This window comes from Streptomyces sp. NPDC096105 (assembly GCF_044763335.1).
Taxonomy (GTDB): Bacteria; Actinomycetota; Actinomycetes; order Streptomycetales; family Streptomycetaceae; genus Streptomyces.
This window is the reverse complement of sequence record NZ_JBIWGC010000018.1, coordinates 104,354-125,634: the sequence shown is the minus strand read 5'-3', so window position 1 is coordinate 125,634 and position 21,281 is coordinate 104,354. Positions and strand designations below refer to the sequence as shown.

The window sequence follows — 21,281 nt, the reverse complement described above, 5'->3', positions numbered from 1 at the left end:
CCTTTCATGCGTTTGCGGGGTCGTGGATGAGGTTGGTCAGGGCCTGTCGGTCGACTTTGCCGTTGTGGTTGGTGGGGAGGTGCGGGACCGGGACGCAGCGGCGTGGGATCTTGTAGTCCTCGATGAGGCCTTGCATGCGGGTCAGTACCTCGGGTCCGTCCAGTTCGGTCACTGCGGCCAGTACCGCGGTGCGTCCGGTCTTCGGGCCGGGCGGCAGCACGGCGGCCGAGTCCACGCCTTCGACACGGCCGGCTGCGGCCTCCACTTCGGTGGCGCTGACGCGGAATCCGCGTTCCTTGTAGAGGTCGTCACGGCGCCCTGAGAAGTAGAGGTAGCCTTCGTCGTCCATCCAGCCGTAGTCGCCGGTGCGCAGTTCCGGGAAGAGGCCGTCACGCCGGTGGAAGCGTTCGGCGGTCATCTCCGGGCGTCGCCAGTATCCGGCCATGACGTGGGGGCCGCGGACGACGAACTGGCCGACCTCTCCTGCCGGCAGTCGCTTGCCGTCGTCATCGATGGTGAAGACCTCGGTGCCGGGGAGCGCCTTTCCGGAGGAACCGGGCCGCTGAAGGTCTCCGTCCGGCGGCATGATGGTGGCCCGCTTGCATTCCGTGAGCCCGTACATCAGCTGTACGCGCAAGGTGGGTATCGCCTCGCGCAGGTCGGCGACGGTCTTCTCGGACAGGGCGGCACCGGTGTTGGTCAGCAGGCGCAGGGCGGGCTTGTTCTTCGCCCTGCGTACCAGCCAGGCCAGGCGGTCGGAGACGGAGGGCACGGCGGCGAGCACGGTGGCCTTGCTGTCCTGCAGGGCGCGCAGGAGGGGTGGGCCGGCTTCTGCGACATGGCCTACTCGCAGCTGCGCGCCGGCCAGGAACGTCAGGAACATCTGGTACAGGCCGTAGTCGAAGGACAGTGGCAGAGGGCTGTAGACGATGTCGTCGGCGCGGTAGGCGAGACAGTCCTGGATGGCCTGGGTGGCGAAGAGTATCTGCTGGTGGGTGCTGACCACTGCCTTGGGCAGTGACGTGGTGCCCGAGGTGTAGATCAGGCATGCTCCGTCGACTGCGAGCGGAGGGTTGGGCAGGTGTGGGTCTTCCCCCGGGGCTGGGGCGTGGCGCAGTTCCTGGGAGGTGAGGACATGTACGTCGCATGCTTGTGCGGTGGCGGAGACACCGGGGTCGTCGGTCACGATCACGGTGGGTTCGCAGTCCTGCAGCACGTGCTGGAGCGGGTCGTCCCGGACGTCCTCGTGCAGCACGCTGAACATCGCGCCGGCTCGGGAGGCGGCGTGGACTGTGACGGCGACGGTGATCGCGTCGGGTGAGGAGATGACGACCCGGTCGCCGCGCTGGACACCGTGCACGCGCAGCAGGTGCGCGGCATGGCGAGAGGCCTGTGCCAGGTTCTCGTAGGTGATCGAGTCCGAGGCGGTGCTTATGGCACACCGGTCCTGGTGTACCGCGGCTGCCTCGTCGAGCAGGGAGTGAAGGGTCAGATGCTGGGGCACTACCGTCCTCCCGTCAGCACGGTGTCCTTTTCGCTTCGGTGCCGGCTGCTGTCAGGTGGGCTGGACCGCTTCGGCCTGGGGACGACGGTTACCGCGTTCGCCGTGCACACCGTGATGGGTTCGGCCAAGGGCCGGGCCGCGCTGGGACTCGTGTCGCAGGAGGCGATGACCTTGCGGGCTTCCAAGGCTACGAAGCGGCGCAGCTTGGTGCTCCGTACGAGCTGGGCGGTGGCCTCGATGTAGTCTCCGGGGCGGACGGGGGCTGTGAAGCGGACGTCGGAGTACTCGGCGAGCAGTCCTTCGTCGCCGTCGGTACGGATGGTGATTTCGGTGACGAGGTCGCCGAACAGGCGCAGGAGTCGTGCGCCGTCGACGAGTTCCCCGCCGTAGTGGGCTTCTTCCTGGCCGATCCTGATGCGCAGCTGCGCTGTGACAGCGTTCATGTCACCTTCAGGAGAAGTCATGGATGCGTCATTCCTTCTTCCGTCACTGATGGTGGCGTGCTGGTTCGGGTGAGGAGACGAGAGCCACGGCGGCGACCACGTTGCTCTTGTGTGTGATCGAGATACGCACGGTCTGGTCGGACGCTGCCTCGGCGGCTTCGGCGCGCAGCTCGACGTGTGGTGATCCGTCGTCAGCACGCTTGATGTGGATGTTGCGTGGCGCGATGCCTTGGAACAGGCCCTTGCCCAGCGCTTTGAGGATGGCCTCCTTGGCGGCGAAGCGTCCGGCGAGGTACTCCAGGCGCCTTTCGGGTCCGAGGTTCTGCGCCTGCTGGATTTCCTCCGGGGCGTAGCAGTACCGCAGGAACCAGTGGCGCTTCACCAGGCAAGCCAGTTCGTCGCGCTCGAGAACGTCCATACCTACGCCCATGGGTGCGCCGGGCGTCACGAGGCGTCCTTGAAGACCGCCAGATGCTGGCGGGAGAGCATCTCTTCGGGTGTGTCCCGCTCTCGCACGAGGGTGGCGTGTCCGTCGTGCACGAGAACCTCGGCGGGATAACCGTGGCTGAGGAACAATCCGGGCGAGGCGGTGGGACCGTAGGCGCCGGAGCGTTCGATCCCGAGCAGGTCACCCGGGCGGACTTCGGGAAGCCTGGCCTTCTTCACGATGGTGTCGTTCGGCGTGCACAGCGGCCCGGTGACCGTGTAGGTGTGTGTGGGGCGGGCGGCAGGGCGTCCCAGGTGGACGATGGGGAAGTTCCGTTTCACGAAACTTCCGATCCCTACCGCTGCCATGTGATGATTGGTGCCGCCGTCTGCTACGACGAACAGTTCACCCATCGATTCTTTCACGTAGACGGCCCGTGTCACATAGGTACCGGCATCGGCTGTGAGGAATCGGCCGAGCTCCATGATGAGCCTGCAGCCCGGGTGGCGCGCACGGAAATCGCCCACTGGGCCTTCCAGGCCATTTCCGAGTTCCGTCGTGTCGAGCTCCGACTCGTTCTCAAAGTAGGCCACCCCGAGGCCTCCCCCGAAGTCCACGACGGAGAGCTCTATGTCCAGTTGCGTGGCGAGATCTTCTGCCATCGCCAAGATGTTGAGTGTGTTCACCACGACATCTTGGTGGTCAAGGAATCGGGTTCCCATGTAGGCGTGGAATCCCTTGACCTCGACGTGTTCCAGGGAGCGGAGCAGGACCCCCGCCCCGCGGACCTCCTGCTCGTCGATGCCGAACTGGCGCGGCTTGCCTCCCATCGACAGCCCGGACCCCTTGCTGAGGAAGCCCGGGTTGACCCGCAGCACAGCAGGGAACCGGCCCGCCCCCCGGGCGGCTGCCACGTCGTCCAGGAGTTGGAGTTCAGCGAGGGATTCGCAGACCACGGCATGGATACCGGCCGAGACACAGGCCTCGAGGTCGGCCCTGCTCTTGCCCGGCCCGAGGAAGATGATGTCGGCCGGGTCCACTCCCGCCCTGAGGGCGGTGAGGAGTTCCGTGAGCGACGAGACCTCCGCCCCCGCGCCCCGGCTGCCGAGGAAACCACACACGCTGATATTCGGATTCGCTTTCAGCGAGTAGAAGACGTCCACGCCGGCGGGCAAGGCTGTGGAAATTCTTTGTAACTGTCCTGCGAGGACCTGAGCGTCATATACGAACAGAGGGGTTCCGAATTCGTTCGCGAGTTCCTCCACCGCGAGCCCTTGTATGCGCTTCGCCGGATTTTCTGGCAATTGATCCTCCCCGCACTTCGATTGCCGTCCCGAAACCGTAGGGGACAGAGCAACGAGGCGCCACACGGCCGATCAAGGAATCGGCCATCTTGCGCCGGCGGCGGAATGAGAGAGTGCCCCCGTATCCCCAGGATTCCCTGCGGTATGCACCTTCACCTTCAGCGTGTGACTCACGCCACAAGTGAATGCACGCCCTCCCGGCAAATTGATCGAATGGGACAGGAGGGGTATGCGCGGCAAACTCCGTCGCGGAGTGAAGTCGAAGTGTGACCAGAAGTGATCGAAACCGGTTCAGGGTGCGTCACCACCCAGGCGTACACACCTCTTGCACGGGCATTGCATGTCAGCGGAGCAGGAGCACAGCAAGGGCCGCTCCGCTCCAAGACAAGGCGCCTGCCCGAGCCCGGGTCGCCCATCCGCCACCCCATCGAACGCCCGCAGCCCTATGCAGCCGCAGCCATCCGACCAGCGATGCTCACGACCGGCCAAGCAGTGGGCGCGGAGTGCTGTCTCCTCGGCCCGCCGACACCGGCCACCCGAAACCCACTGAGGAGTGTGGATGACCATCATCCAGCCCGACCTGACCGTCTTCGAGTCCCTGGAGTCCGAGGTCCGCAGCTACTGCCGCGCCTGGCCCACGGTCTTCGACCGCGCGCAGGGCAGTCACATGTACGACGAGGAGGGCCGCGCCTATCTGGACTTCTTCGCGGGCGCGGGTTCGCTGAACTACGGCCACAACAACCCGGTGCTCAAGCGCGCCCTGCTCGACTACCTGGAGCGGGACGGCGTCACCCACGGCCTGGACATGTCGACGACGGCCAAACGCGCTTTCCTGGAGACCTTCCACCGCCTGGTGATCCAGCCGCGCCACCTGCCGTACAGGGTCATGTTCCCCGGCCCCACCGGCACCAACGCCGTCGAGTCGGCGCTCAAGCTGGCCCGCAAGGTGAAGGGCCGCGAGGCGATCGTGTCGTTCACCAACGCCTTCCACGGCATGTCGCTGGGCTCGCTCGCCGTGACCGGCAACGCCTTCAAGCGGGCCGGGGCGGGCGTCCCGCTGGTGCACGGCACGCCGATGCCGTTCGACAACTACCTCGACGGCCAGGTCCCGGACTTCCTGTGGTTCGAGCGGCTCCTGGAGGACCAGGGTTCGGGCCTCAACAAGCCGGCCGCGGTGATCGTCGAGACCGTGCAGGGCGAGGGCGGCATCAACGTCGCCCGCCCGGAGTGGCTGCGCGCCCTCGCCGACCTGTGCGAACGCCAGGACATGCTGCTCATCGTCGACGACATCCAGATGGGCTGCGGCCGCACCGGCGCGTTCTTCTCCTTCGAGGAGGCCGGCATCACCCCGGATATCGTCACCGTCTCCAAGTCCATCAGCGGCTACGGCCTGCCGATGTCGCTCTGCCTCTTCAAGGGTGAGCTAGACGTGTGGGAACCGGGCGAGCACAACGGCACCTTCCGCGGCAACAACCCGGCCTTCGTCACCGCCACCGCCACCCTGGAAACCTACTGGTCCGAAGGCAACGCGCTGGAGAACCAGACCCTGGCCCGCGGCCTGCAGATCGACCAGGCGCTGGCGCAGATCACCGCCGAGAACCGCCCCCACGTCAAGGAGTACCGCGGCCGCGGCCTGGTGTGGGGCCTGGAGTTCCACGACAAGGAACGAGCCTGCAAGGTGGCACGTCGCGCCTTCGACCACGGCCTGCTCATCGAGACCTCCGGCCCGGAGGACGAGGTCGTCAAGCTGCTCCCCGCGCTGACGATCACGCCCGACGAGCTGGACGAGGGCCTCCGCATCCTCGACCGGGCCGTGCAGGAAACAGGCCACTGACCTCACGCCCTCACATTTGGCTTGGCGTTTAACCTCGCCAGTCACCCGTCCTGCTGACCTGCGGCCTGGTGGACGAGTCGCCGCAAGTGCCGGGGCTGCGCGAGCGGTGGGGAAGAGACGTGCTGCACTGCCCCTACTGCCATGGGTGGGAAGTGCGGGACCCGCCGATCGGTGTGCTCAGCACAAGTGCAGCCTCAGTGCATCAGGCGCTGTTGTTTCGCCAGTGGTCCAGCCGGGTGACGCTCTTCCTGCACACGGCGCCGGAGCCTGAGGAGGAGCAGTGGGAGCGCTTGGCGGCCCGCGGCATCGAGGTTGTGCAGGGAGAGGTGATCGGCCTGGAGGTCGTGGACGACACGCTCGCTCCGAGGCGTCCGGCTCTCCTCGCAGCTGGTGGTCCCCGTGCAGTCTCTGGCGGTGGCCCCGCAGTTCCTCGCGCAGGGCGACGTCCTGGCCGGCCTCGGCGCGGACCCGGCGCCGCACCCCATGGACGTCGGCACCTATGTGCCATCCGATCCCGGCGGCGCAACGGATGTCCCCGGCGTCTGGGTGGCCGGCAACGTCGCCGATGTGACGGCCGGGCTCGTCCAGGCGCAGGCCGGCGGTGCGACGGCCGCGGCCGCCATCAACGCCGACCTCGTCAACGCCGATACTGACGAGGCCCTTGCACGCCGGCGCGCTGCCCCGCGTGAGGACTTCAGCGCCGCAATCGAGGCGCAGGTCACCGAGCACGTGCTGGGCGAGCGGAGGCACGGCCTCGACTCCCTGCTCCCCGGTACGGAGTGACAGCGATACGGTCAGGCGGGGCGGGCCTTGAGGTGGGCCCGCTCGCCCTGCTTGCCGAAGATGACCAACAGCTCCACCGGCTGATCGTCGTCGGCGCCCAGCCAGTGCGGCACATGGGTGTCGAATTCCGCCACTTCACCTGGTGTGAGGAGCAGGGAGCGTTCGCCGAGGAACAGGCGCAGCCGGCCGTCCAGCACGTAGATCCACTCGTAGCCCTCGTGGACCTGGAGCTCAGGCTCGCCGCTGCTGGGGCTGATGACGAGTTTGTGGGCGTGCAGCCCGCCGGGGCGGCGGCTCAGGGGCACATAGGTCATGCCGTCGCGGGTGACGGGCCGCAGATGCACGCGCGGATCGCCCGTCTCGGGTGCCCCGACCAGCTCGTCCAGGGGCACCCGGTAGACGTGGGCCAGGGGGAGCAGGAGCTCCAGGTTCGCTTTGCGGCCGCCGCTCTCCAGCCGGGAGAGCGTGCTTTCGGAGATCCCTGTGGTCCGGGAGAGGGCGGCCAGCGTGATACCGCGCTGCAGGCGCAGCGCCCGCAGTCGCGGTCCGATCGCCGTCAGGACCCGATCGATGTTCGTCATGACGCCCATCTTGCCAAAAGAGCATGAAGGTTTGCACTTTCGGCACAACCTGTTCCAACCTCCGGGCCATGCAACGGCGCACGCCGCCTTGTCGCCCCGTTTTCGGTTCCGGCTCAGGAGAGGTTTCCATGACCAGCCCCGTCCGCGCCCGAAAGGCGCCCGGCCCCACCACGCCGGATCCTCATCGGTGGATGACGCTCATCGTGGCGTCCACTGCAACCCTGATGGTCGTTCTCGACGTGTCCATTGTGAACATCGCTATGCCCCAGGCCCAGAGCGATCTCGGCATGAGTGACGCCAGCCGCCAGTGGATGATCACTTCCTACGCACTCACCTTCGGCGGCCTGCTCCTGCTCGGTGGCCGCATCGCCGACTTCGCCGGCCGCAAAAAGATCCTCCTGATCGGCCTGCTGGGCTTCGCCGCCGCCTCCATGCTCGGCGGCCTCGCTTCCACCCCGGGCATCCTGTTCGCAGCCCGCGCCCTGCAAGGAGCCTTCGCCGCTCTCCTCGCCCCGGCCGCCCTCGCCCTGACCACCGTCGCCTTCACCGACCCCAAGGAACGCGCAAAGGCCTTCGGTGTCTTCGGCGCGTTCCAGGGCGGGGGCGGTGCCGTAGGACTGCTGCTGGGCGGAGTGCTGACGGAATACGCGGGCTGGCGCTGGTGCATGTACATCAACGTCCCCATCGCCCTGGCCGCGGCCCTCGCCGCCCGCCCCTACGTCCGTGAAAGCCGCGCCGCGGGTGACCGTCACTACGACATCCCCGGAGCCGTGCTGGTGACCGGTGGACTCGTCGCCCTCGTCTACGGCTTCGCCCAGGCCGCCGACGGCGGTGGCTGGACCGCCCCGGCCACACTGCTGTTCCTGGTCGCGGCCGTACTTCTTCTGACCGCGTTCGTCGTGGTCGAGCACCGCAACGCCCACCCGCTCCTCCCGCTGCGCGTCATCCTCGACCGCTCCCGTGCCGGCGTGTTCCTGGCCAACCTCCTCATCGGTGCCGGCATGTTCGGCATGAACCTCTTCATGACCTACTTCCTGCAGGTCAACCTGGACTACACACCCCTGCAGGCCGGAATCGCCTTCCTTCCCTTCAGCATCGGCATCATCGCCACCACCACCCTCGGTTCCCCGCTGGTCACCCGCCTCGGCCCCAAGGCTCTGATGGCGGCAGGAAGCACGCTGGCCACGGTGGGACTGTTCTGGCTCACCCGACTCGACACCGCGTCCGGCTATGCGGGCGAGGTCCTCCCGACCCAGATTCTCGTCAGTGTCGGCGTCGGCCTGTTCTTCCTGGTCGGACCCAACGTGGCCCTGTCCGGCGTCGGTCCGCACGACGCCGGTGTCGCCAGCGCCGTCCTGAGTACCAGCCAGCAGATCGGCGGGGCCCTGGGCCCCGCCCTGCTCAACACCCTCTACGTCTCCGCCGTCACCGGCTACCTCACCTCCCGCAGCGAAAGCCCCGGCCAGGCCCCCCGGGCCGTGCAGATGGAGGCCTACCTCCACGGCTACCGCCTTGCGTTCATCGTGGCGGGCGCCCTCCTGGCCGCTGCCGTCGTCGCACTGCTCGCCCTGGTGAAGACGCCCAAGAGCACGGCCGGCGACGCGGCCGCACCCTACACGGGCCACTGAGCTCACCCGGTCCCTGGCCCCGATCCACCCGAAGTCACCCGGAGGAAAGGCACACACGCAATGGACGAAAGTATCCGCGAAATCCATGCCGCCAACGAAGCCGCCGGCTTCTGGGAGCAGCTCTACCGTGGCAAGGACAGCATCTGGAAGGACACCGCGAACCCTCTGCTCGCCGAAACGGCCCAGCACCTCGTACCCGGCCACGCCCTCGACCTGGGCTGCGGCGAAGGCGGAGACACCCTCTGGCTCGCCACCCACGAATGGCACGTCACCGCAGTCGATATCGCCCCCACCGCCCTGCAGCGCACCCGTCAGCTCGTCGCCCGAAACGGCCTCGCGAACAGCGTGCGCACCGAACAGCACGACTTGGCAGAGACCTTCCCCGACGGCACTTTCGACCTCATCTCCGCCCAGTACCTGCAGACCCCCTACGCCTTCCCGCGTGCCCGCGTCCTGCGCCGCGCCGCACACGCGCTCACTCCCGGCGGAATTCTCCTGATCGTCGACCACGGCTCAGTACGCCCCTGGGCCTGGAACACCGATCCCGACACCCACTTCCCCAGCCCGGAAGACATCTACGACGAACTCGCCCTCGACACGGCGCGGTGGACACCTCAGCGCCTGGCCACTCCACAACGGGTGGCCACCGGCCCCGGCGGACAGACCGCGACCGTCACTGACACGGTCATTGCCATACGTCGCCTCGCCTGACCTTTCGCACCCTACGCACACCGCACAACCGCGCAACCGCACTTCAGGAGTTACCTTCATGACCGACCTTTTCGCACCCGCCACGGTGGGCAAGTGGAAGCTGAACAACCGCATCGTCATGGCTCCCATGACCCGCAACCGGGCCACCTCCGACGGCGTCCCCACCAGCCTCATGGCGACCTATTACACCCAGCGGGCCACCGCCGGACTGATCGTGACCGAAGGGGTACAGCCCAGCGCGGTCGGACAGGGCTACATGAACTCGCCCGGCCTGCACACCCCCGAACAGATCGAAGCCTGGCGGACCGTCGCCGCCGGCGTGCACCAGGCAGGCGGCCGCATCGTGGCCCAGCTCATGCACGCCGGCCGCATCTCCCACCCCGACAACAAGCACCAGGCCGAAACCGTCGCGCCCAGCGCCATCGCCGCACCCGGCACGATGTTCACCGCCGCCGGCCCCCGGCCCCACCCCGTCCCGCGCGCCCTGACCACCGGCGAGATCCCTGAGGTCATCGACGAATTCGCCCGCGCCGCCCGCGCCGCCACCGACGCCGGCCTGGACGGCATCGAACTGCACAGCGCCAACGGCTACCTCCTGCACCAATTCCTCGCCCCCTCCACCAACCAGCGCACCGACCACTACGGCGGTTCCCCCCAGGGCCGTGCCCGCTTCGTCATCGAGGTGGCACAGGCCGTCAGCGACGCCATCGGCAGCGAACGCGTCGGCATCCGCATCTCCCCCGCCATCAACCTCCACGGCGCGCTGGAGACCGACCCCCACCTCACCGCGGCCACGTACCGCACCCTCGTCGACGCGCTGTCCGGGATGGGCCTGGCCTACCTGCACACCATCGGCGACCCCGCCTCCCCTCTGCTCACCGACCTCGCGGAACGCTTCAGCGGTTCCCACATCGTCAACAACGGCTGGGACCCCGTCACCGACGTCACCGCCGCACAGGAACTGGTCACCACCGGACAGGCCGACCTTGTCGCGGTCGGGCGTGCCTTCATCGCCAACCCCGACCTGGTACAGCGCTGGCAGACCGGAGCCCCGCTCAACCAGCCCGACAGCACCGCCTTCTACGGCGGCGACCACCGTGGCTACACCGATTACCCACATTTGGCGTGGGGCGCCGACCTCTGATCCACCTGGGATGCGCGCAGCTGCTCACGCATCCTGCACCGCCGAACATCCGGCGGTGCGGGAAAACGCACCGCAGCTGTTCCTCTGCGTCGCCTATCAGGCACTGTTCGACCGCTTCCCGAGCCTCATCTTCGGGATGAACGAACGTGACATCCCGTGGGAGCACGACGTGGCCTTCATCCGACCGGCCAGCCTGCCGGTGGCATGGGACGGCGAGCCCAGTACCACTGTCGGCTGACACCCCCGCGCTCGCCGGGCCGTCCAGGGATCCGCAGCCCTGGACGGCCCGGAGGGACCAAGGGCATGCCGCGGTCCACCGCCGACGGGCGATACCTCCCGGCCGACTCCGTGAGAGCCGCCGGTACCCGTTGGTGCTCTTCCCGGAACGGGCATGGCCAGAGTGGTACGCACAGGAACTCTCACAAACGGTCCTTTGCGCGAGCAAGATCAATCACGGGCCGCCAAACCCCTGCCGATCCCGGATTCGTTCGCAGAACCCGTTCTCCCTCAAAGGCGGGACTGAACTTTCCCCGTGATGCTGGACACTCCGTACTTACGCCGCGAGGGCATGTCCTTGCTCGTGTCGCTGCCTGATCTCCAGCGGGGTCAGGTGGCCCCAGTGCGGGTGTTTCCGCAGCCGCCTGCGGTTGCAGAAGGTCTCGATGAAGGCGAAAATCCCGGCGCGGGCGGTGGTCCGGCCGGGCCGGCGGCGGGTCCCGGTCTCCTCCTTCAGGACCGCGAAGAAGGACTCGGCGTCGTCGTCGAAACAGGACCCTGTTCTTCCCGTGCTCTGCCGCAGTCCCCACCTGCGTATTTCTCCCCGTAGTTCTTCGGATGTGTACTCCGAGCCCCGGTCGGAGTGCGCGATGCAGCCGGGCCGGAGCCCGCCGCGGCCGGCGGCCGTCGCCGGCGCGTCGACGGCCAGGCCCGCCCGGTGGTGGCCGGCCGTCGAGCAGCCGACGATCTCCCGGGTGGCCAGGTCCAGCCAGGCGGCCAGATGGAGCCGGCCCTCGTCGGTGGCGATGGACGTGATGTCGCCGGCCGGCCGCGTGCCGGGCTCGGGTGCGGTGAAGTCGCGGCCGGGCAGGCCGACCGCCGGCACGGCCCGCTTCGCCGGACGGGTCAGATCCCGGCGCCTGCGCCGGGTGACTCCGGTGACACCGCGCTCGCGCATGACCCGCTCGACCCTCCCCCGCAAGCGGGGGCGCCCCCAGCGGTTGCCCCGGCGGCCGAGTCCGCGCAGGTCGGCGTGGATCCGGGGAACACCGTAGGTGTGCCGGGAGGCGATGTGCAGCACGGTGATCTCGTGGGCCGGAGCGTCGCCAGCGGCCTGCCTCGCCCGGCGGGCCTGTTCGCCGGACCTCCAGGCCTGGAACGAGGACCGGGCCACCTTCAGCGGCCGGCACGGCAGAGCGACGGTGTGGGTGGTCCTCTCCGCCTCGATGAACGCGTACACCGCGGTCATCGACCGCTCTCCTTCGCGAAGAAGACCGCCGCTCTTCGCAGCACCTCGATCGTCTCGGCCTGCTCACGGTCCTGCCGACGCAGTCGGCGCGGTTCCTCCCGCTCGGCCGTCGTCAGCTCGCCCGGCGCCCCCTGGCCTCGGCCGGCCCGGTCCCGCCGGACCCAGTTCCGCAGCCCTCCGGCGCTGACCCCGAGCTCCCGGGCCCTCTCGGTGACGGTCCTGCCGGAGGCAGCGGACCAGCGCGACCGCGTCCCGCTTGAACTCCTCCGGGCACCGCCTGCTGCGGTTGCTCTCGCGCCCCACCCGGCACTACTTCCTCCGGAACCTCACATCCCGGTCTCCGAGTGCCCAGCACCACGGGGAAGCTTCACTTCCGGCCCCACCGTCACCGGCTGTCCGCACACGACTACCGAGCCGGAATGACCGTCCGCTTCGCAATCCGGGAGCTGATCACCGGCGCCGCCGGCCCCTCGACCACGGCCTGAGCACAACCCGGAACCGGGCTCCACCACACCACGACGCACCATCAGTCACCTACCCACCCAACAACGTGACAGCGCCGTCGCACGGACGGCGAGGACGCGCTCACGGGCGTCCGGCGCCCGCGCCCGTCCGGAGCGGAACCACACACCCGGTGCACTGATCACGAGCGTTGTCGACGCCGACCGGGCTGCCGAGAGGGACATCTCGCGCGTCATGTCCACCGTTTGTCATCAGGTCTGTCCTCAGCACGCTGCTGACGCACGATCACGGCCGTGCGCTCAGATCACCAGCGGTGCCTCCGACCAGCGGCGGACTCGGTACGGTGCCCACCACAGATGGTCGCCGAAGCGCAGGACGAGGTGCTCGGAGACGAGGTCGTCCAGGACGGGCCCCGGGATCGCGTCGGCGGGCGCGCCGTCGGCGAGGGCCGCCACGGCCTCGTGGTACTCCGGTTCGTCGATGGTGAAGCGGCGCAGCTCGCCGTAGCGCCGGTCGCGGACCTGGATGAAGCCGGGGCCGTAACGGAAGATGCATTTGCAGATGTAGTACGTGGTGCGCCAGGCGAGCGCCGTCGCGACCGGGTCCGCGGTGCCGAGGACGGCGGTCGGCGGGTGGAGGTGGCAGAAGTGGCGCCAGGCGTCGGGGTCCGGGCCGGTGCGGAGCTGCCAGTCGACCGAGACGGCCAGGCTGGTCAGGTCGCCCACGAAGCTCAGCGCTCTGACCGTCCAGGCCGCGTCGGCGGCATCCGTCAGGTCCACGGGGCGGGGCAGGGTGACGTGCCGGGCCCCGGCGGCGAACAGCCGCCGGGCGGCCTCGCCGCCGGACATGTCGATCTCGTAGCGGCCCAGGGACATGGCGGGCAGGGAGCCCACCTCGGGGTCGTAGTCCCGTGAGGCGGTCACGGTGAAGGGGGCGGTGGCGGTGAGAGCAGGAGTCATCGTCGTCCCTCGGTCGGGCGGTGGCGCGGTCGTCAGGCGGTCGTCGGGGCGAGTTCGGCCTCGCGGGCGGCGGTGTGCCGCATGTGGTCGATCCGCAGAAACTCCTCGTTCAGGGCGGGCGGCGCGATCTGCACGAACTGCCCGCTGTCCTCGAACACGACGCCCAGCTCCCGCCACCGCTTCAGGACCCGGAGCAGGTCGGCCTCGCCGACGGGGTGGTCCGCGTCCAGCTTGCGCGCGGCCGCTTTCACCGTGTGCGGCTGGTCGAGCAGCCGGAACAAGGCCAGTTCGCGCGGGTCGGTCAGTTCCAGGCGGGTCCAGTCGAAGGCCCGGCGCCTGCTGACCAGGACGATCCGGTCCTCCAGGTCGCAGTGGGTGAGGCGGCTGCCGGCGTAGTTCCGTTTCCAGCGCGCGATGCCCGCGTCGAGCCGTTCGACGACGTCCTCGCCGATCCCCCGGGGCGGTACGTCGAAGACGTACGCCAGGTCGAACATCTCCTCGTCGGGGAGGTCGTAGGTGAGCCGGTACGGTTCGGCGGGGCGCAGCTCGGAGAAGCCGAGCCCGGGGTTGTCGAAGTACGGGCTGAACCGCTCGATCGCGATCCGGGAGGACGGGCCGACGGGCGGGTTCAGGTGTTCCAGCGCGGCCAGTTGGTCCACCACGTCGTCGTAGTCCTCGGCGTCCTCGCCCGGGAAGCCGTGCAGGTAGTTCCAGGCGACCGAGAGGCCCACGGTGGCGGCGTCACGGAGCATCCGCACGTTCTGGCCGCCGGTCACGCCCTTGTCCATCAGGGTCAGCACCCGGCTGTTGAGACTCTCGATGCCGGGCTGGACGAAGATCAGGCCCGCGTCCGCCAGGGTCTGGAGCTGTCCGCGCCGCATGTTGGACTTGATCTCGATGTGCATGCGCAGGTCGTAACCGCTGTCGATGATGCGGGGCAGCACCGACTTCACGTACCCCATGTCCAGGATGTTGTCCACGACGTACATGTCCAGGACCCGGTGCCTGCGCGCCAGGTCCATGATCTCGTCGTAGAACACGTCGGGGCTCTTGCTGCGGAACTCCATGAACGAGCCGTTCAGCCCGCAGAAGGTGCAGTGGTGCTTCTCGCCCCACCAGCAGCCGCGCGCCCCCTCGACGACCAGCTTGGGCTCGACCCAGTTCCGGGCGTGGGACGAGGCGAGCCGCTCGAAGTACCCCGAGTAGTCCGGCGGCAGGATCGCGGCGGGCGGCAGCGGCTTGGTGCTCATGGCGTTCACCACGGAGGTGCCGTCCGTGTCACGCCAGCACAGCCCGGGGACCTCGGACAGGGGCTCGCCCGCGTCCAGGGCCCTGATCAGCGCGGGGAACGACACCTCGCCCTCGCCGCGCAGCACGTGGTCCACGAAGGGGAAGTTGCGGTGGACGGCCTCGCCCTGCTTGCCGTCGCAGTTGGCGCCGCCCATGGCCGTCACGATGTGCGGGGCGAGCCGCTTGACGTATCTGGCGGCGGCCAGGGCGGCGGTGTTCTGCTGGAACGTCGAGGTGAACCCGACCACGTCCGGGGCGAGTTCCACGATGCGTTCCGCTATGTGCCGGACGAAGTCGGGTGCGGTGACGTGCAGGGCCTGTGTCATCTCCATCCGGGCCCCGGGCACCCGGTTGGCCATCGCCGCGGTGAACTCGGCGACGCGCCATTCGGGATCGTCGTAGAGAGCGGAGGAGAAGACCCAGTCGCCGCAGCCCAGGAAATACGATCCGAGCGCGTAGTAGGAGTAGTCCTCCAAAGTGAATTCCGTGTTCTTGGTGATCCAGTCCACGTATTCGATGTTCGCGTGCAGAACGTCCGCTGTGCTGTTCGGTACGCGCTCGTCGACGCTGCGCTTGAGAATTCCGAGAGCCAGCGACGGGAGATCGATCGGGGCCCAGGGCATGTTCACCAGGAGTACGCGCACGGCTCGCCTCTTCTCATGTGATCAGTGCACGGCATGACGGGTCGGCCGGGCGTCGGCCGGGAAGTCGTCAGGCGCCGGGCGGGGCGCCTGACGACCTCCGTGACGGGGCACCGGCCGGGGAGTCCGGCCGGTGCCCTCCGGACGGGGTCGGCCGCGCACGGTGGCGGGACCGGCCCCTCGGCGCTACTGGTCCTCGTCCTCCATCTCCTCCGCGGAGCGGAAGTAGACGACGACGCCGACGCCCGGCTTGCGGCTCTCCTCGTCGCCGTCGAGCGGGTCGCCGTGGATGATGTCCTTCTGCATGGTGTTCACCTCCTCCCCGGGGGTGGTGGCGGCTCGGCCTGATCGGGCCCGGAAGGCAGCCCGCCGCCGAGAAACGCGAGGGACCGTCGTATGACGGCCAGGTGGTCGGCTCCGTCGTAGCCGTCGTGGCCCGAGTCCAGCCACATCACCTCGTGCGGGACACCTCCCGCACGCAGCACGGCCAGGTACGCCTCGATCTGCTCCGGCGGGCACTTGGCGTCCCGGCGCGCGGCGACGACCAGCAGCGGGGAGCGGATGGCGGCGGCGTACGAGGACGGGGAGGCGTGGGCGTAGGCGCCCGGCGCCTCGTCGGGAGTGCCGCCGAACAGCGAGGTGTCCAGCGCCTGGAGGGCGGGCGTGGAGTGCCGGAAGGCGGTGGCGCAGTCGGCGAGTGGTTTGACGGCCACCCCGACATCCCACAGGTCGGGGCGGGTTCCCATCGCCAGCAGGGTCAGATAGCCGCCCCACGACGTGCCGCACAGGCCCACGGCGCCCGGGCGGCCGATGCCCCGTTCCAGCAGGTCGGCCCGGACCCGCACCAGGTCGGCGACCTGGGTGTGGCCGACGCCCTCGGAGTACGCGGAGCGCCAGCGCGGCCCGTAGCCGGTCGACCCCCGGTAGTTGACGCGGGCCACGGCGAGGCCCGAGCCGACCAGGGCCTGCACCATGGGGTCGTAGGCGTCGCGGTCGTGGTCGGCCGGGCCGCCGTGGACGAGGAGGACCAGCGGGTGGGGTCCGGGGCGGTCCGCGGGTGTGGTGACGAAGGTGTGCACGGGGCCGTCGGGTCCCGGCGTCCACAGGTCCCGGCGGTGACCGAAACGGGGGACGCTCCACTGGCTCTGTCCGGGCAGCGGCGCACCCGACAGGGACATCGCGCGGGGCACGGTCACCGCGTCGGTCCAGATGTAGTGCACGTCGCCACCGGCGGTGGGTGACGCGGCCAGGATGCTTCCCTCGGGGGTGGGCACGGGGGTCAGCTCGCCGCGCTCCAGGTCCGCGGTGAACAACCGGCTGCGGCCGTGCCGGTCCTGTCGCAGCAGGACCCGCGCGCTGCCTGGGCCGGGGTACCAGCGGGCGGTCGTCTCGGTGTCGAAGGAGCACCAGGGCAGCAGTTCCAGTCCGGCGCCGGGGCTCCAGACACCGAGGTGGTAGCGGCCGGCCCGCTCGCGCATGACCAGCAGCAGCGTATGGCCGGACGTGCCCCGGGGGCCCGGGGGCGGGGTGGGCGCGGGCGCGAAGCCGAGCGCCCAGGTGCGTTCCCGGGTGCCGGAGAGCACCGCGGCGGTGCTCCCGTCCGGGGTCAGCAGCGTCACGGCGCGGGCCGAGTGCGCGGGGCCGGTCACCGCCAGCAGGCCGCCGTCCGGCGCCAGATCGCACAGGGCAGCGGAGTTCGTCGTGCGCAGGACGGGTGTGCCCCGGCCGCCGCGCCGCCCCAGGTGCACGCTGAATCCCTCGCTCCCGCGGATGCCGACGGCCACCGTGCCCCGTTCCGTCAGCGCCAGCCCGGCGGGCCGCCCGCAGGGCACGTCGAGCAGCGCCGGGCGGTCCGGGCCGCCGTCGAAGTCCTGGGTGCGCCAGCCGCCGTTGCCGCTGCGGTCCTCGTCGAACCACCACACGGCCTCGTCGCCGTCGATGGCGCACAGCAGCGTGCCGTGGGGACGGTCGGTCAACTGCCGTCCGCCGCCGCTGGACCGGTCCCAGGTGAAGATCTCGCACCGGCCGTCGGCGTCCCCCGTGTACACCATCCGGTCCGGGTTGCGGGGACTGGTCACCGGCAGCACCGGGCGGTAGACGCCGTAGCCGCGCGTGACCGTCCGCGGGGAGAACGCCGTCACGGCACCTCCCGGACGACGAGAGCGGATCTGGCCGTCGCGTACAGGGCCAGCGCGGCGAAGGCCCCGGCGCAGCCCCACGCGACCGTGCGGCCGCCGTACGCGGCCACCAGGACCCCGGCCAGCACCGGGGCGAGCGCGGCGACGCCCTGGCCGGCGGTGCCCAGCACCGTGCCCATCCGGGCCAGCAGACCGTCGGGGGTCACCAGCACCGCCCGGGTCTGGAGCACGACCGCCACCGACGGCACGATCAGCGACACCCCGCTCAGCAGCAGCCCGTAGGCCCAGGTCTGGGAGGCGTACGCGAGCCCGGCCGCCGTCGGCACCATGACCCACGAGGCGCCCGTGACGATCCGGGGAGCCGCCACCCGCCGCACCAGCCAGGGTGCGGCGAGCGCGCCCAGCAGCCCGCCGACGCCCGCGAGGGTGAGGATGAGACCGATCGAGGAGGGGCTGGCGCCCTCGGCGTGCGAGGCGAAGACGGCGTGGAAGTACAGCGCTCCCAGCAGGGCGTTGACCCCGGCCGTCCACACGACCACGAAGCGCAGGAAGGGGTGCGCCCACACGAAGCGCAGGCCGTCGGCCAGCTCACGGGCGAAGGACGGGGCGGTCGTCTCCCGTACGGGCGTCAGGTCCGCGCGGATCGCCCTGCTCAACACGGCCACCAGCAGGAACGACACGGCGTCCGCGAGCAGCGGCACCCACCGCGCCGCCTGGTAGAGGACCCCGCCCAGCGTCGGGCCGACGATCTGGACCGCCTGGTCCCGTGCCTGGAGGTACCCGATCGCCCGGGGGTACTCCTCGGGGGGCACGAGCCGCCGGATCGTACCGGAGGCGGCCGCCCCGTAGGTGGCGCTGGCCGCCTGCTCGACGACGGCCGCGACGAGTACGTGGAGGAGGACGACATGGCCGAGTGCCACGGTCACGAACACCGAGCCCATGGCGCCCGCGGCGACCAGGGCCGCCGTGTACATCATCGGCTTGCGCGGCAGCCGGTCGGCGAACACGCCCGCGACCGGCGAGACGACGAGCCCGCTGACCAGTGCCACCGAGGCGACGAGGCCGGCGAGCCCGGAGGAGTACCCGGCGCCCAGGAGGATCAGCGGAAGGAAGAGGGCGGACGCACAGGTCCCGAGACCGTCGACGGCGCCCGCCACCCAGAAGAGGGAGTAATCCCGTCTTCGGAAAGGAGAAGAAGGCGAGCCTTTTGATAATCGCTCGCCTTCCGCTAATTCAGGGCCGGAAGGCATTAAATTCCGTTCGGCATCGCCCATCAGTCATCCCGCTCGGGGAGTAATTCTGACGCTGACGCACCCACATTGCCCCCCTGCAATGAGCGGACTTACGGCCGGTGAGGGTGCGATCGTAGCGAAGGGATTCACGGCGCACAATACCGTCCCTGAAATGACATTTTCGATCAAGAAATGGCTCGCCCCGGCACGGCGGACGGTCCGCTTTGGTGCCACGCCATCTCGCACAGCCGTCGATTCCGGAACGGCGGGAAACGCGCAACGTGCGCCGCAGCCCTCGGTGTCGGGCGGCGGACGCGGCCAGTCGCCGCGTCCTCCGCCCGGAGGGTGATCCCGCCTGGCCGGACGCTCCCCCGCCGCCGCGGCCCCGGGGCCGCCGCCGGACGCGGGGGCCGCGGCGGACTCGGAGCCGCCCGCCCCGTGGAGTACCGCGGTCCCCTTCCGGTTGCCCGCCCGGTCCTGACCGCGCACGGCGGGCCCTCGTCTCCGTCCGCGGTGCGGCAGCGCGGAGCACGGGCGGTCGAAGGGCGGGCTGACCGTCGAACGGCAGCGGTGCCCGAGGAGTCACGGGTGAAGGCTGCGGAGAAGGTCGCCCGGGACGCAGGACGAGGCGGGCTCGTTGATCGCCCAGGCCGCTCGGCGTCGTCCGGTTCGCCGATCTCGGTCAGGACGAGCTGGGTGAGCGTCGAAGCCGGCCGATGCCGCTCCGGTCGGCGGACGCAGGGGAACAGCGACCGCGACTGGCTCACCGTCTTCCAGCTGCCGCCCCATGCACCCGACCCCAACCCGGTCGAGGGCATCTGGTCCGTGCTGCGGCGCACCGCCACGGCCAGTCGCGCCTTCGCCGACCCCGACGACCTGACCACCGCGATCCGACGCGGTCTACGCCGACTCCCGTACCGCCCCGACGTCCTCGACGGCTGCCTCACCGGCACGGGCCTCCCACGCAAGCCACCATGACGACACCACGCTTTGAAGGTCGGTAACCACGCTCATCAGCAGGAAGTTCCATGTCTCCTACAGCGTTTCGGGAGCCACACCCCGCCGAGTGGGTACGGGCGCACGTCAATCGGTCGACCGCGGCCGCGTCAAAGGGGGAACGACAGACTCAGAGACAGCACACGGCAGCTTGAAAGACGCGACAACAGGCTCCCGCCGACGAGTCCGCCACACTCGCACAACTGACGAAAACGTCAGTGGGGCAGCACGTGGAACCGGCTGCACGGCATGGCGCTCATTGCACCTGGCGATGTCCTGCTCATCGCCCGCACGGTGTTCCCGCGGCGCCCCGGCTCCGCCCTGGTCCCGAAGTACGAGCTGGTGCGGTTCACGCGGATCACCCACGTCGAGACGGCGGAACGCGGGACAGACGTGCGGCTGCACCAGCTGCATCGAGGGGAATGCCGGAAGGCCCCGGACACCGCACAGCCCGGTTCCGGAGGCGACCGAAAACATCGCATTTTATGCACGTTAACGGAGGGTTGAGGAATAGGGAATGCCGCATGTTTTCCGTAAAGGCCCTGGTCGTGAACTCATTAATCCCTGTCGTCATTTGCGTCACGCCCGTTACTCTGACGTAGCCGCCGCCCCGGGGAGGGGCTTGGCAGCGGTTGTCATGGGCGGGAGCGGCAGGCGGGAGCGATGGCCGCCGCGCCACGTCCTTTTTCACGAATGGTGGGGACCCAACTATGCGACGCATGACCACTGTCCTTCTGTCCCTCAGCGCCCTGGCGGCGACATCGGCGCTGGGCGCGCCCGCCGTGGGGGCCACCCCGCAGGTCGCCCCGGCCGCGATGCCGGCCGGCTGGGAGAAGATCGACGACGCCGCCGAACTGGCGCGGATAGCCGAGAAGTCGGGTGACGCGCAGACCGCGCGCGCAGCCGCCGCCCCGGAGCCCACCGCGCTGGCCGTGGAATCGGCCAGGAACAACAAGTTCGTCTCCACCGAGAAGACGTACGCCGCCCCGAACACCGGTGCCCTGCGCGCCCGTTCCGACGTCTACGGCGGCTCCTGGGAGGGCTTCACCTTCGAATGGATCGGGGAGGAGAGCACCTTCGCCATGAAGTCCCAGGCCAACGGCCTCTACGTGGCCGTCGAGAAGAACTACACCGGCGCCTCGCAGAACCTGCTGCGTGCCCGTTCCACGAGCGCGGCCGGCTGGGAGCGGTTCGTCCTCTACTACAACGAGACGCTGGACCGCTTCGCCATCCAGTCCGAGCTGAACGGTCTGTTCGTCGCCATGGAGAACAGCTACGCCGGCACGCTCCAGTACGCCCTGCGCGCCCGCTCGACCGACGTCTCCGGCTCGTGGGAAGAGTTCAACCTCTACACGATCTGACCGGCCTGCAGGTCTCGAACGTCCCTGCCCGCCAGGGCACCTGTTCCCAGGGCAGGGACGTCGTCATGGTGAAGTTCCCTCCTGAGCATGGACAGCGAGTGGTTACGCTGCGGGGTGAGAGCTTGTGCCGTCAGGGCCCGGGTTTCGACCGGGGTGACGTATCCGCAGACGGGGTGTTTCCGCAGGCGGGTGCGGTTGTACCCGACCTCGATGAAGTGGAAGGCATCGGCACGGGCCTGGTCGTAGGACTCCCAGACGGTGGTCCCGATCTCTGCCTCCAGGAGGCCGAAAAAGCTCTCAGCCCCGGCGTTATCACAGCAGGAGCCCGTTCTGCCCATACTCCGCCGCAGCCCCGACTCCTTCGTGACGGCGCGGTAT

18 protein-coding genes and 2 pseudogenes are annotated in these 21,281 nt (G+C 69.5%); 8 read left to right on the top strand and 12 right to left on the bottom strand.

What is annotated here, in order from left to right; translation table 11 throughout:
* Positions 1-4: 4 nt before the first annotated feature.
* The 4 genes from ACIQ8B_RS25150 to ACIQ8B_RS25135 are packed head-to-tail and all read right to left on the bottom strand — an operon-like array spanning position 5 to position 3,639.
* Positions 5-1,504: a class I adenylate-forming enzyme family protein gene (locus ACIQ8B_RS25150; protein WP_403549812.1), complete on the bottom strand. Its 1,500-nt coding sequence runs from the start codon at positions 1,502-1,504 to the stop codon at positions 5-7.
* A complete protein-coding gene (locus ACIQ8B_RS25145) occupies positions 1,504-1,947 on the bottom strand; it encodes a hotdog fold domain-containing protein (protein WP_403549811.1) in 444 nt (147 codons plus the stop codon). The genes ACIQ8B_RS25150 and ACIQ8B_RS25145 overlap by 1 nt, the downstream gene beginning before the upstream one ends.
* 43 nt (positions 1,948-1,990) lie before the next feature.
* Entirely contained in the window at positions 1,991-2,365 is a 375-nt protein-coding gene (gene acpS / locus ACIQ8B_RS25140) for a holo-ACP synthase (RefSeq protein ID WP_403549809.1), read from the bottom strand.
* Positions 2,366-2,391: 26 nt separating this feature from the next.
* Positions 2,392-3,639 carry a type III PLP-dependent enzyme gene (locus ACIQ8B_RS25135; protein ID WP_403549807.1) on the bottom strand — a complete coding sequence of 416 codons (1,248 nt, stop codon included), beginning with the start codon at positions 3,637-3,639 and terminating at the stop codon, positions 2,392-2,394.
* Between the two features lie 598 nt (positions 3,640-4,237).
* On the opposite strand from ACIQ8B_RS25135, the gene ectB reads away from it, so the two are divergent.
* Together ectB and ACIQ8B_RS25125 are read left to right on the top strand one after the other, a co-directional pair.
* Positions 4,238-5,512 carry a diaminobutyrate--2-oxoglutarate transaminase gene (gene ectB / locus ACIQ8B_RS25130; protein ID WP_403549805.1) on the top strand — a complete coding sequence of 425 codons (1,275 nt, stop codon included), beginning with the start codon at positions 4,238-4,240 and terminating at the stop codon, positions 5,510-5,512.
* Between the two features lie 414 nt (positions 5,513-5,926).
* On the top strand, positions 5,927-6,295 hold the full coding sequence (locus tag ACIQ8B_RS25125) for a hypothetical protein (RefSeq protein WP_403549803.1): 369 nt from the start codon (positions 5,927-5,929) through the stop codon (positions 6,293-6,295).
* Between the two features lie 11 nt (positions 6,296-6,306).
* On the opposite strand, the gene ACIQ8B_RS25120 is transcribed toward ACIQ8B_RS25125, so the two are convergent.
* A complete protein-coding gene (locus tag ACIQ8B_RS25120) occupies positions 6,307-6,876 on the bottom strand; it encodes a helix-turn-helix domain-containing protein (RefSeq protein WP_290003530.1) in 570 nt (189 codons plus the stop codon).
* Between the two features lie 23 nt (positions 6,877-6,899).
* On the opposite strand from ACIQ8B_RS25120, the gene ACIQ8B_RS25115 reads away from it, so the two are divergent.
* The 4 genes from ACIQ8B_RS25115 to ACIQ8B_RS25100 are packed head-to-tail and all read left to right on the top strand — an operon-like array spanning position 6,900 to position 10,597.
* Positions 6,900-8,504 (top strand): MFS transporter, encoded by a 1,605-nt coding sequence (locus tag ACIQ8B_RS25115; RefSeq protein WP_403549801.1) that lies wholly within the window; start codon positions 6,900-6,902, stop codon positions 8,502-8,504.
* A gap of 60 nt (positions 8,505-8,564) precedes the next feature.
* Positions 8,565-9,215 carry a cyclopropane-fatty-acyl-phospholipid synthase family protein gene (locus ACIQ8B_RS25110; protein ID WP_290003535.1) on the top strand — a complete coding sequence of 217 codons (651 nt, stop codon included), beginning with the start codon at positions 8,565-8,567 and terminating at the stop codon, positions 9,213-9,215.
* Between the two features lie 58 nt (positions 9,216-9,273).
* Complete coding sequence (locus ACIQ8B_RS25105; RefSeq protein ID WP_403549799.1) at positions 9,274-10,359, top strand: alkene reductase; 1,086 nt, start codon at positions 9,274-9,276, stop codon at positions 10,357-10,359.
* A 10-nt stretch (positions 10,360-10,369) separates the two neighbouring features.
* Complete coding sequence (locus ACIQ8B_RS25100; RefSeq protein ID WP_403549797.1) at positions 10,370-10,597, top strand: hypothetical protein; 228 nt, start codon at positions 10,370-10,372, stop codon at positions 10,595-10,597.
* 315 nt (positions 10,598-10,912) lie between these two features.
* Here ACIQ8B_RS25100 and ACIQ8B_RS25095 read toward each other — a convergent pair.
* The 6 genes and pseudogenes from ACIQ8B_RS25095 to ACIQ8B_RS25070 form a co-directional block, all read right to left on the bottom strand.
* Positions 10,913-11,845: pseudogene (locus tag ACIQ8B_RS25095) on the bottom strand (IS3 family transposase); the annotation flags it as partial.
* Positions 11,821-12,042, bottom strand: a pseudogene (locus ACIQ8B_RS25090) (transposase); the annotation flags it as partial. The pseudogenes ACIQ8B_RS25090 and ACIQ8B_RS25095, both read right to left, overlap by 25 nt.
* Before the next feature lie 543 nt (positions 12,043-12,585).
* Entirely contained in the window at positions 12,586-13,245 is a 660-nt protein-coding gene (locus ACIQ8B_RS25085) for a DUF5825 family protein (RefSeq protein ID WP_290003545.1), read from the bottom strand.
* A gap of 32 nt (positions 13,246-13,277) precedes the next feature.
* The gene (locus tag ACIQ8B_RS25080; RefSeq protein ID WP_403549794.1) at positions 13,278-15,179 is read right to left on the bottom strand and encodes a RiPP maturation radical SAM C-methyltransferase; all 1,902 of its coding nucleotides are present in this window, start codon (positions 15,177-15,179) and stop codon (positions 13,278-13,280) included.
* A 308-nt stretch (positions 15,180-15,487) separates the two neighbouring features.
* Complete coding sequence (locus ACIQ8B_RS25075) at positions 15,488-17,317, bottom strand: prolyl oligopeptidase family serine peptidase (RefSeq protein WP_403549791.1); 1,830 nt, start codon at positions 17,315-17,317, stop codon at positions 15,488-15,490.
* Positions 17,314-18,564: an MFS transporter gene (locus ACIQ8B_RS25070; RefSeq protein WP_004993370.1), complete on the bottom strand. Its 1,251-nt coding sequence runs from the start codon at positions 18,562-18,564 to the stop codon at positions 17,314-17,316. The genes ACIQ8B_RS25075 and ACIQ8B_RS25070 overlap by 4 nt, the downstream gene beginning before the upstream one ends.
* A 678-nt stretch (positions 18,565-19,242) precedes the next feature.
* Here ACIQ8B_RS25070 and ACIQ8B_RS25065 point away from each other — a divergent pair.
* Together ACIQ8B_RS25065 and ACIQ8B_RS25060 are read left to right on the top strand one after the other, a co-directional pair.
* Positions 19,243-19,524: a transposase gene (locus ACIQ8B_RS25065; RefSeq protein WP_403549789.1), complete on the top strand. Its 282-nt coding sequence runs from the start codon at positions 19,243-19,245 to the stop codon at positions 19,522-19,524.
* 737 nt (positions 19,525-20,261) lie between these two features.
* The gene (locus ACIQ8B_RS25060) at positions 20,262-20,903 is read left to right on the top strand and encodes a fascin domain-containing protein (protein WP_403549786.1); all 642 of its coding nucleotides are present in this window, start codon (positions 20,262-20,264) and stop codon (positions 20,901-20,903) included.
* On the opposite strand, the gene ACIQ8B_RS25055 is transcribed toward ACIQ8B_RS25060, so the two are convergent.
* Positions 20,891-21,241 (bottom strand): IS3 family transposase, encoded by a 351-nt coding sequence (locus ACIQ8B_RS25055; RefSeq protein WP_403549784.1) that lies wholly within the window; start codon positions 21,239-21,241, stop codon positions 20,891-20,893. The two genes, ACIQ8B_RS25060 and ACIQ8B_RS25055, sit on opposite strands and share 13 nt — an antisense overlap.
* Positions 21,242-21,281: the final 40 nt, after the last annotated feature.